The following is an 11,791-nucleotide window of genomic DNA, read 5'->3' on the forward strand; positions in this document are numbered from 1 at the left end:
AAACAAGATACAATGAAGATCAAGAAAGATTTCAAGCTCCGCGAAATTTGCGGTGAGTATGTGGTAACAGCCGAAGGTATGCAGGCTGTAGACTTTACCAAGTTGATCAGTCTCAATGAAACTGCCGCCTTTCTCTGGAAGACGGCTGAAAAACAGGGCGAATTTACGGCAGCTTCGTTGGCTCAGGCTCTGTGCGATGAGTATGATGTCGTCATGGCTCAGGCAGAAAAAGACTGCGAGGCGATTATTGCCCAGTGGCAGAAAGAGGGACTGGTATGAGGAAGTATGCACTATGGTTTTTTCGCCAGATGTCTGCTGTCCGGGGACGTTTGCTGTTGCGCATCATCGCCGGTCTTCTGCAGGTAGCATTAGGTTTGTGGCTCGTCTGGCTGTGTCGCCGGTTCATCGATGTGGTGATCTGGCGTGGCAATGTGCTGCGCGAAACCATCGTGCTTTTTTCAGTCATCGCCCTGCTGATAGCCCTTCGCCAGCTGGTATTCTATCTTTCCGGCATCACCGAGGTTATCCTCCAGAATGATATGCGTAGCCGCCTCTTCCGGTTTGTGCTGGGCAGGAAACTCTATGCCGTTAAGCATCAGGCTGAGGCTGGTTCCGGAAAGCCTGCTTCTGATATGCTTTCCGGCGACATCAGCCAGCGTTTGGAGCGCGATCTCTCATCAGCCTCTTCGGTAGTTACGGATATCCTGCCCACAATCGTAGTCACCCTGGTGCAGCTCTTCGGTGCCTTCTTCCTGATGCGTTCTATCGATTCCATTCTGGCATGGAGCCTTCTGGTACTGACACCGGTGGTTGCAGTCTGTGCCAAGTATCTCGGCAGCCGACTCAAGAAGATGACGCTGGCGATACGCGAGGAGGAGAGCAGCATACAAATGATGATTCAGGAGACGGTAGAACATGAACTCACCATCAAGACCTTGCAGGCAGAGAGCACGGTTTCCGGTAGGGTAGGCAGCATGCAGCAGCGTTTGCATCATCTGGTCCGCCGTCGTATCCGTTTTACGTTGATATCCCGTCTGCTCCTGGCTTTCACCTTCAGTTACGGCTATTTCGGAGCCTTTGTCTATGGCGCCATCCAACTCAAGAACGGGTTGATAACCTTTGGTGTGATGACCGCCTTTCTGCAGTTGGTGGGTCAGATACAGAGTCCTATCATGTCGCTCTTGGGCATGATTCCCCAGCTGATTCATGCATCAGCGAGTGTAGACCGGTTGGTAGAGATTGAAAATACCGAACAGGAGGAATCTCTGTCGCAGGCAGATGCTTCTATACCTTTGCAGCGTGCTTGCGGCATCCGTCTTCAGGATGTGAGTTATTCATATCCCGATGAGCGAAAGAAAGTTGTTGTCAGTCATTTCTCTTATGATTTCCGTCCCGCCACATCTGTGGCGATAGTAGGAGAAACCGGTTGTGGCAAGACCACTATCCTGCGTCTCTTGTCGAGTATCATCCAGCCCGATAGCGGAAGGATTGTATTGTATGATGCCCTGGGCAAAGAGACAGAAGGAACTGGCATGCGTTCGCATATCGTGTATATAGAGCAGGGTAATACGCTGATGAGCGGAACCATTCGCGATAATCTTCTTCTTGCCAATCCCGTGGCTACCGATGAGCAGCTTACCGAAGCCCTTCATGTAGCCTGTGCCGATTTCGTATTCAGTTTGCCGGCTGGTATGGATACGAAGATAGGAGAGCATGCCACCCGTTTGAGTGGCGGTCAGGCACAGCGCATCGCCATAGCCCGCAGTCTTTTGCGCGAAGGTAACATTCTGTTGTTGGATGAAATCAGCTCATCGCTGGATGCCGAAACCGAGAAGCTTCTTTTCGACCGCCTCTTTGCTTCGTATGCCGATAAGACAATTATCTGTGTTACGCATAGGAAGGAGGTGGCAGACAGATGCCAGGAGCAGATACGGCTGTGATGATGTGTTTTTATAGCAGTCCGGTTTACAAGGCTTTAAACGGATGTCCTCTGTTTCGGAAACAGAACAGCGTTATCCGTAGTAAGTATAGTAAGTATAAAAAGAAAGCTCAGGGTTATCTGACCTGAGCTTTTTGCATATCATGATTTCTGTATCATTTACTTCTGGCATTCCTTGCAAGGAGTCCAAGGCTTCAACTGCTTGAAGAAGTCGTTGCCCTTATCATCTACGAGGATGAATGCAGGGAAGTCCTCTACGGTAATCTTCCAGATAGCCTCCATACCGAGCTCTGGGTACTCTACGCACTCAATGCTCTTGATAGAACTCTTAGAGAGAACGGCAGCTACACCACCGATAGTACCGAGGTAGAAACCACCATGCTTCTTGCAAGCCTCTGTAACAACATCGCCACGGTTACCCTTGGCAATCATTACAAGGCTAGCGCCATGATCCTGGAACTCATCTACGTATGGGTCCATACGGTTGGCTGTGGTAGGTCCCATAGAGCCACATGGATAACCCTCTGGAGTCTTGGCTGGTCCTGCATAGAGGATAGGGTGGTTCTTGAAGTACTCAGGCATCTCCTCGCCTGCATCCAGACGAGCCTTGAGCTTAGCGTGAGCGATGTCACGAGCCACGATGATGGTACCCTTCAAGTTAACACGGGTGCTTACAGGATACTTGGTCAACTCAGCACGAACTGCGTCGATACCCTTGTCAAGGTCAATCTCGATACCCTTGGTACCCTCACCTGGGTTACGGAGCTCCTCAGGAATCAACTCTGTTGGATTCTCATCCATCTTCTCCAACCAGATACCGTCCTTGTTGATCTTAGCCTTGATGTTACGGTCGGCAGAGCAGCTTACACCCATACCGATAGGGCAGCTTGCACCGTGGCGAGGCAGACGGATGACACGGATATCGTGAGCAAGATACTTACCACCGAACTGTGCACCCAAGCCAATCTTGTGAGCCTCTTTGAGAAGCTTATTCTCCAAGTCGATGTCACGGAAAGCACGGCCCGTCTCATCACCTGTTGTAGGCAACTCGTCGTAGTACTTGATAGAAGCCAACTTCACGGTAAGGAGGTTCTTCTCTGCTGAAGTACCACCGATAACGAAGGCGATGTGGTAAGGAGGACATGCTGCTGTACCCAGACTCTTCATCTTCTCTACGAGGAATGGGAGCAATGTGCCCTCGTTCTGGATAGTAGCCTTGGTCATTGGGTAGAAGTAGGTCTTGTTGGCAGAGCCACCACCCTTGGCAACCATCACGAAGCGGTACTCGTCGCCCTCTGTAGCCTCGATATCAATCTGGGCAGGCAGGTTACAACGGGTGTTCACCTCATCATACATATTGAGAGGAGCGTTCTGAGAATAGCGGAGGTTGTCCTGTGTAAAGGTGTTGTAAACACCCAGACTCAGTGCCTCTTCGTCCTCGAAATCGGTCCATACACGCTGGCCCTTCTCACCGTGGATGATAGCAGTACCTGTATCCTGGCAGAATGGGAGGATGCCCTTAACGGCAGTTTCTGCATTGCGGAGGAACTGGAGAGCTACGTACTTGTCGTTCTCTGAAGCCTCTGGGTCGCTGAGAATCTTAGCCACCTGGAGGTTGTGCTCACGACGGAGCTTGAACTCTACGTCGTGGAAACCCTGCTGTGCCAGCAAAGTAAGAGCTTCCTTAGAAACCTTGAGGATAGTCTTACCCTCGAACTCTGCTGTGCTTACGCCTTCCTTAGAGATAAGGCGATACTCTGTCTTGTCCTCTCCAATCTGAAACATTGGAGCATACTTAAAATCTGGAGTTTTTGCCATAATGTTTTTTGTTATTTTAAACTGTTGAAATATTCAAGTCTAATTAATTCTCGTATTCTATTTCCTGGTCGAGGCTGTCGACGAAGTTGCGGAAAACCTCTTCCTCCACATCGCCCATGGCAAATTCTTTCTCAGCATCCTTTCGGATTTCTGCTATCCATGAGCGGCGTGCCTTGATATAATCTTCGTGTATGCGGTTGGCATCTTCGAGTGTAATGTCACTGATGCCGTAGTAATCGCAGATCATCTGGTAGGTCCATGCCCACTGGTAGTCGCGATAGTTGGCATTGATTTCTTCAAACCGGTCGAGCAACTGTTCTATATTCTCGATAGTTCCTTCCTTCACATCCCTAACGATGCCTTCTTCTTCAGAAACCGGGAGTAGGAGTCCCGAAAGATCATCCCAATCGCCCACGCCGACATGGGTGGCTGGAGGGGTGATGGCTGGGTCGCGCTTCAGTACACGCTTCAATACGGCACCCATGTAGATGCGGAGGGCGATATCATAATATTTGATGCCCTTGTGGAGCGATGAAGCCGGTATGATATATTCGTGATAGAGATACTGCGAAACATTATCGCCCGTTACCTCGCGCAGGTTTTCAAGAATCTTCTTACCCTTCAGAATCTCGCCAACAGAATAAGGTGAAAGCCAGTCGAAGTTGACGATGCTCTTGCGGTTCTCCATAGCACGGAGATCACGCTTAGGCCATTTCTTGATGTCGCGGTACAGACCTACGGTAGTGATGTTTCTGCCCGGGATGAGGAACATCTTGTCGCCATCGGCAATGAGGTAGGCGAAAGGCAGGTTGCGGGTGTTAGGGTGGTGCATCAGCTTGCCGAAGCATACTGAGAAGGAACCCAGAGTGGCTGGCATCAGGAGATAAGCACCGCTGGCTGTCTTGGAACCGCGCTCCAGAATGCCCCAGTGCATAGGGCCCATCTTGTAGGCATGGTTGCTGAAGTTGGTGGCAGAACCGGCGTTATAGAAAGAGAACATGCCTCCGATAAGCAGACTGCTCTTATGATGAGAAGCGGTGAAAGGACCGCAGAAGGCTGCACAAGCCTCGCCATTGCTCATATAGGAGTTGGCGAAGAATACGGAGGCTGATGCGGTAAAGCCGTTAGACAGCTGGCAGGCTTCGCCTACGAAGCAATCCTGTATCTTCACACTGTTGATGACGCTGGCGCCTTCAGCGATGATACTGTTTTCTGTAATAACGCCTGTGCCGATATATACGTTGCCATGAACAGAGCCCAATAGCGTACAGTCGCTCAGACGGGAAGCACCGTTCACTTCGCAGTAATCATTGATTACGCAGTTGGTAATCTCCTTGGTATTGATGATCTTCACATTATTGCCAATCTGGCCCCGATCCGGCATCTTGTTGTCGATGTCGGTCTTGATGAGCTGGCGAATCTTCTCCTTCATTTCCTTGTCAGGGAAATGCTTCACCATGAAGGCTGCCAGCTGGCTGTTCAGGTCGCTGAAGAGGATTACGTTGCCTTCACCCACCTCGTTGAGTACGCTCACAAGATTTCCTTCGCCGTAAGTAGCTCCCTCGGTGGTTTCCATGGTCGAGATGTTTGAGATGTAGCAATCATCGCCAATGGTATAGTTGTTGATGAAATTGCCTACGTTTTCTATCAGACAGTCGTCGCCTATGGTTACATTGCGCAATGTGGCATTGTTGATGCCCGAATGCTTTACGAAGCCCTGGCTCACCTCCACGTTCTTGTTGAAGGATCCGATGTTTATTTCGCCATAGAGCATCACGCGGTGCATGAAGTTGGGCTTAAAATCTTCTGATACATTGACTGAGGTCCAGTCTTCGGCCCAGCAGTCGTTATGTTTAAGCACCTCGATTTCCTCGGTGGTTAAAGGTCTGTAATCATTCATAGCTTACTTGTTATTGATATTTATGTTCTTACTCATAATCCTGGTACAGGAAGTCGTTGTATGGATACTTCTGTACGTGCAACTCTCTTACTTTCTTGTAGAGTATCTCGCGGAATTCGTCGATGTTCTCCTTGTTCTTTGCCGAGATGAAGAGGCAGTCCTCATTGAGTTTTGCCATCCAGGTCTTCTTCAGGTCTTCCAGCGGGATGTTCTCTTTCTCCATCGGTGTGAGGTCGTCTTCCTCTTTTTCTACCCATGAGTAGTTGTCTATCTTGTTGAAGATAATCATCGATGGCTTATCGGCGCAATCCAGTTCCTTGAGCGTATTCTCTACTACCTGGATCTGCTCTTCGAAGTCGGGATGTGAGATGTCTACTACGTGCAGAAGGAGGTCGGCCTCGCGTGTCTCGTCAAGGGTACTCTTGAATGAGTCGACCAGGTCGGTTGGCAATTTGCGGATGAATCCTACGGTATCGGCAAGGAGGAACGGCAGGTTGTCTACAACCACCTTGCGTACGGTGGTGTCGAGGGTGGCAAAGAGTTTGTTCTCTGCAAACACCTCGCTCTTGCTGAGTAGATTCATGATGGTAGATTTACCTACGTTGGTATAGCCCACCAGTGCCACGCGCACCATTCTGCCTCTGTTTTTTCGCTGTGTAGTCTTCTGCTTGTCGATTTCTGCCAGTCGCTCTTTGAGGAGACTCATTCTGCCGAGGATGATACGGCGGTCCATCTCGAGCTGGGTCTCACCCGGTCCACGCAGACCAACAGATCCCTTACCGCCACCAGATCCTGAACCGCCACCCTGTCGTTCCAGGTGAGTCCAGAGTCTTTGCAGACGAGGGAGCATATAGCGGTATTGCGCCAACTCTACCTGGGTTTTAGCCGCAGCGGTTTGCGCACGCATGGCGAAGATATCGAGGATGAGTGAGGTGCGGTCCAGAATCTTCACCTGCAGTTCCTGTTCGATGTTACGGATCTGTTTGGCAGAAAGCTCATCATCAAAGATGACCATACCTACTTCTCTATCTTCCTCTTCCTCGTCCTTGATGTATTGCTTGATTTCCTCCAGCTTACCCTTTCCCACGTAGGTGGTCTGGTTAGGCGACACCACCTTCTGCGTGAATCGCTTCACGGTGACGGCGCCTGCGGTATCTGCAAGAAATTCCAACTCGTCGAGATATTCCTTGGTCTTGGCTTCGTCCTGTGTCTTGGTAATAAGACCCACCAGCACAGCGGTTTCCGCCTTGACTTCTGATATTACAAATTCTTTCATCTATTTTCTTTATCTATATAATAATGTGAAAAGATAGTGCAAAGATAGTGTAAAATACAGAGAAAACAAAATATAGCATCAATATTTTAACTTTTTTATTAATGTGGCAGAAAATATTCAAAAGACACAAAATGCATAGCTGTATTTTAGCCACAACAGCTCACAAATGGTCTTTTTGATGCGCAAAAATTGTAAACGTTTACGTGGTTTTTTGCATAAAAAATCGAGATTTATTTGATTTATATCAATATTTGTCTTAATTTTGCACCCAGAAAAAGAATTGATTTTCAAAAACGATAAAATCATAACTACATAAAAAACACAAACTGCTGAAACATTCAAAAACTTCAAAGGCCTCGACGCGATGTCGGGGCTTTTTGTTTTCTTCTCATCTAAAGGCTTTTCTTACCATTTATTTTTCCTCGTTTTTGTCTCTTTTTCGTTAGATTTTACGAAAATGGATGCTTTTTGAACAAAAAGTATACTCTTTTCTCTGCAAAATAACTTATCTTTGCATGCGGTTTTGTTGTATGCAGCAGTAACTGGAGTAGTATGCCGGCTATACTGCTGTAGCATCATAGAGAAGATTATAAATCAACCTAACAATAAAATGAAAATGAAGCAAAAAGTTTGTATTGCTAGTATTTTGTTGCTCGGCACGGTTTGTGCGAAAGCCAACAATTATAAAGTAAGTTCACCTGACGGCAGATTGGCGGTCAAGGTGGAATGTGTAGACGGAAAGGCTTTCTATTCGGTAGAGCTGAATGGCAAGCAGATGCTTAAACCTTCTGCCTTGGGACTGGTAGCCAACTATGGCGACTTCTCCCAGCATCTTACCATGGGTGCGATGAAAGGAACAGAGAAGCATCTTTCTTACGACATGACCCGTATCAAGAAAAGCCACATCGAAAAGGATGTTTATGAGGCTACCATCGGATTCCTCAATGCCAAGAAGGATTCCATGACCTTGCATCTCCATGTAAGCAACAACGATGTTGCCTACAAATATGAGATGATCCGTCCGAAGAAGAATAACCCTAAGTCGGTGATTATATATAATGAGGTGAGCGGTTTCAATTTCCCTGAGCAGACCACCACTTTCCTCTGCCCTCAAATCGGTCCGATGACTGGTTGGGAACGAACCAAACCATCTTACGAAGAAGAATATACTCCGAATGCTCCGATGACAAAGAAGTCGCAGTTTGGTGTGGGCTATACCTTCCCTTGTCTCTTCAAGGTGGGTAATGACGGTTGGGCATTGGTCAGCGAAACAGGAGTATCGAGTGCATATCCAGCCAGCAGACTTTCTGATTATGATGCAGCGAAGGGATATACGGTAGCTTTCCCTCAGAAAGGTGAAAACAACGGAATCGGTTCAGAATATGCCGGTATACCTTTGCCGGGCGAAACACCATGGCGTACCATCACCGTTGGCACCACATTGGCTCCTATAGTAGAAACTACCATCCCTTACGATGTGGTAGAACCTCTGTATGAGCCAACTCAGCAGTATAAGCCTTCACGCTATACCTGGAGCTGGCTGATCTGGCAGGATGAGAGTATCAACTATGATGACCAGGTTAAGATGATAGATGTTGCTGCGGCTCAGGGCTATGAGGCTATCCTCGTAGACAACTGGTGGGACCAGCGCATCGGTCGTGACAAGATTGAGAAATTGGCTCAGTATGCCAAGAGCAAGCAGGTTAGTCTGATGCTCTGGTATAATTCGAATGGTTTCGAGAATGATGCTCCACAGACTCCACGTCAGATTATGAACAATTCCATCGCCCGCAAGAAGGAGATGGCTTGGATGAAGAAGATAGGTATTGTGGGAATCAAAGTTGATTTCTTCGGTGGTGACAAGCAGGAGACGATGAAACTCTACGAAGATATTCTGAGCGATGCCAACGATTATGGTCTGGAGGTGATCTTCCACGGTTGTACCATGCCTAGAGGTTGGGAGCGCATGTATCCTAACTATGTTTCCAGCGAGGCAGCATTGGCTTCTGAGAATGTATATTTCACCGATTATCATGCCAAAAAGGAGGCTTTCGAGATGACGATGCATCCGTTCTCAAGAAATGCTGTAGCCAGCTTCGACTGGGGTGGCGTGATGATGAACAAATATCTTTCAAGAGATAACAAGAGCCGCCATCAGCGCTATACAAGTGATGTCTTCGAGATGGCAACCGCTATCACCAATCAGAGCAGCGTAAACTGTGTTTGTCTCTATCCTAACAATCTTCAGGATGTTCCTCAATGGGAATTGGACTGGTTGAAGGGCTTGCCTACAGCATGGGACGATGTGAAGTTTATCGCAGGATATCCTACGAAGTATGCGGTTGTAGCCCGTAAGGCGTCTCAAGAGAACGGCTCTGGTGCAGCAATCAATAACGGAAAATGGATTGTCGGTGGTTTGAATGCTACAGACAAGCCGCTCACCCTGACCCTCAATCTGCCTATGTTCGCTGGCAAGACTGTGGAATATCTTACCGACCAGCCAAAGAAACAGGGTGAGAAGTTCTACACTTCGGTAAAGAAGACCTTGAAAGTAGGCAAGAATGGTAAGGCAAAGGTTGTGATTCAGCCAAATGGCGGTATTATCATCAATTAGAATGCTGTTCATCGCCGGTAATGAATCCGCAGAAACAATACATAATAAATAAAAAGGGGTGATTACAAAATCATCCCTTTTTTCGTCTTAAAACTAAATTAAAAACTAAACGAATAACAATAATGATGACAGCAAACTACAGCAGAAAGTGGATGATGGCAGGTCTTCTTGCTTTTTCTGCCTTTACCTCCCCAGTCATGGCACAGCACAATGGACTGGTAGATATGAGCCACAGCAAGGAAGCCCGAATGGTAAATATGCCTTTGGGAAGTACCCGTTGGACAGGCGGTTTTTGGGGTGGCCGATTCAAGGTCTTTTCAGAAACCTCGCTTTGGGATATGTGGAAAACCTGGGATACACCCGAGGTATCGCACGGCTTCCGTAATTTCGAGATTGCGGCGGGCGATGCTGAAGGCGAACATTGGGGACCTCCTTTTCATGATGGCGATATGTATAAATGGCTTGAGGCATGTGCTTCGGTTTATGCAGTAACCCATGATCAGAAACTAGATGCCCTGATGGATCGCTTTATTGCCGAAGTAGCTAAGGCACAGCGTACCGATGGTTATATCCATACCCCTGTGGTGATAGATGAGCGCCATAAGGGCATCGATACGCATGCTCTCAAAGACCGGAAAGATGAAGCCGAAATCGGTATCACAGTAGGAGGAAAAGATGAGAAAGGAGCCTTTGCCAGCCGTCTCAACTTCGAAACCTATAATCTGGGACATCTGATGACTGCCGGTATCGTACATTGGCGTGCCACAGGCAAGAAGACACTCTTCAACTGTGCACTCAAGGCAGCCGATTTTCTCTATGATTTTCTGAAGAACCAGCGCGATGAGTTGGCGCGCAATGCAATCTGTCCTTCTCATTATATGGCAGCTTCAGAGATGTATCGTGCTACCGGTGACAAGCGTTATCTGGAACTGGCAGAGGGATTGATAGCCATTCGTGATGAAGTGAAGAATGGTGAAGATCACAATCAGGATCGCCATCCTTTCCGTGAGCAATATGAGGCGATGGGGCATGCGGTGAGAGCCAACTATCTCTATGCGGGTGTAGCTGATCTCTATGCCGAAACAGGGGAGAAGCAACTCATGAAGAATCTGTCCAGTATCTGGGATGATATCACCTATCGCAAGATTTATATCACAGGTGGATGCGGTGCCCTCTATGATGGTGTGTCACCTGATGGAACCACTTACGATCAGCCTAGCATTCAGCAGATTCATCAGGCATACGGCAGAGCATATCAGTTGCCAAACGAGACTTCGCATAATGAAACCTGTGCGCAGATTGGTAATATCTTCTTATCCTGGCGTATGCTCGAAACCACAGCTGATGCCCGCTATATGGATATGGTAGAAAACGAACTCCTGAATGGAGTCTTGCCGGGCATTTCGCTCGATGGTACCCGATATTTCTATACTCAGGCCCTGCGCCGTACGGGCGATTTTCCTTATGTGATGCGCTGGCCGAAAACCCGCCAGAAGTATATCAGTTGCTTCTGCTGTCCACCTAACACCCTTCGTGCACTTTGCGAAGCGCAGGAGTATGCTTATGCCGTGAAAGGGGATACTTTGTGGGTGAACATGTATGGTGATAATCATCTGAAAACAAAGGATGTTGATATGGAGATGACTTCAGGTTATCCTTATGATGGCAAGGTTTCCATTCGCATCAACAAGGCTAAGAATATCAGAACCTTGATGCTCCGCGTGCCGGGAGAGGGTAGATATGAGGCGATTTCTGCTACTGATTCAAAAGGCAGACAGACTGGTTGGAAGAAGGGAACCCTCGTAGAACGAACATTTGATATGAAACCTCGTCTGGTGGAGGCTAACCCTTTGGTTGAAGAGAATAAGAACCAGATAGCCGTGATGCGCGGACCTATTGTCTATTGTTTGGAAAATGTGGATATCGATGCTTCTTCTGTTCCTGCTTCCTGCAAAGATAAGTATGGTAGGGTAAGCGTGAATGATATCGTGATTCCTGCTGATATCCAATGGACTGAAGTAAAAAAGACGATCGACGGTCACGAGTTTGTTGCGCTCCAGGGGGAGGCGCTGCTTGCTGAAAAGGGAACTGCAGCATCCTGGCAGAAGAACCAGCTTTACCGTACACTTGCTCCTGCCCAGAAAAAAGTAAATGTTACGCTCATTCCTTATTATGCCTGGGATAATCGGGGTAGTGATGTGGAAATGTCGGTTTGGCTTTCAGTTAGAAAATAATTTTTTTTAG

General features: G+C 47.8%; 7 protein-coding genes. 4 read left to right on the forward strand and 3 right to left on the reverse strand.

Annotated features, from left to right (window positions below; all coding sequences use genetic code 11):
- Positions 1 to 12 precede the first annotated feature (12 nt).
- Together NQ544_RS00295 and NQ544_RS00300 are read left to right on the forward strand one after the other, a co-directional pair.
- Positions 13 to 279, forward strand: coding sequence for a PqqD family protein (locus tag NQ544_RS00295; RefSeq protein ID WP_006847890.1), 267 nt, complete (start codon positions 13 to 15; stop codon positions 277 to 279).
- Positions 276 to 1,940 carry an ABC transporter ATP-binding protein gene (locus NQ544_RS00300; RefSeq protein WP_006847889.1) on the forward strand — a complete coding sequence of 555 codons (1,665 nt, stop codon included), beginning with the start codon at positions 276 to 278 and terminating at the stop codon, positions 1,938 to 1,940. Before NQ544_RS00295 ends, NQ544_RS00300 begins: the two co-directional genes overlap by 4 nt.
- A gap of 158 nt (positions 1,941 to 2,098) precedes the next feature.
- On the opposite strand, the gene NQ544_RS00305 is transcribed toward NQ544_RS00300, so the two are convergent.
- From NQ544_RS00305 to hflX, 3 genes are read right to left on the reverse strand one after another with little or no spacing between them, the layout of a single operon-like run.
- Positions 2,099 to 3,757, reverse strand: coding sequence for a fumarate hydratase (locus NQ544_RS00305; protein WP_006847887.1), 1,659 nt, complete (start codon positions 3,755 to 3,757; stop codon positions 2,099 to 2,101).
- 43 nt (positions 3,758 to 3,800) lie between these two features.
- A complete protein-coding gene (locus tag NQ544_RS00310) occupies positions 3,801 to 5,657 on the reverse strand; it encodes a DUF4954 family protein (RefSeq protein WP_006847886.1) in 1,857 nt (618 codons plus the stop codon).
- A 28-nt stretch (positions 5,658 to 5,685) separates the two neighbouring features.
- Positions 5,686 to 6,933, reverse strand: a complete 1,248-nt coding sequence (gene hflX / locus NQ544_RS00315; RefSeq protein ID WP_006847885.1) for a GTPase HflX — start codon at positions 6,931 to 6,933, stop codon at positions 5,686 to 5,688.
- 616 nt (positions 6,934 to 7,549) lie between these two features.
- On the opposite strand from hflX, the gene NQ544_RS00320 reads away from it, so the two are divergent.
- Positions 7,550 to 9,547, forward strand: coding sequence for a glycoside hydrolase family 97 protein (locus NQ544_RS00320; protein WP_040553158.1), 1,998 nt, complete (start codon positions 7,550 to 7,552; stop codon positions 9,545 to 9,547).
- Positions 9,548 to 9,669: 122 nt separating this feature from the next.
- Complete coding sequence (locus NQ544_RS00325) at positions 9,670 to 11,781, forward strand: glycoside hydrolase family 127 protein (protein WP_006847881.1); 2,112 nt, start codon at positions 9,670 to 9,672, stop codon at positions 11,779 to 11,781.
- The last annotated feature ends 10 nt before the right edge of the window (positions 11,782 to 11,791 follow it).

It is taken from the genome of Segatella copri DSM 18205 (assembly GCF_025151535.1).
Classification (GTDB): Bacteria; Bacteroidota; Bacteroidia; order Bacteroidales; family Bacteroidaceae; genus Prevotella; species Prevotella copri.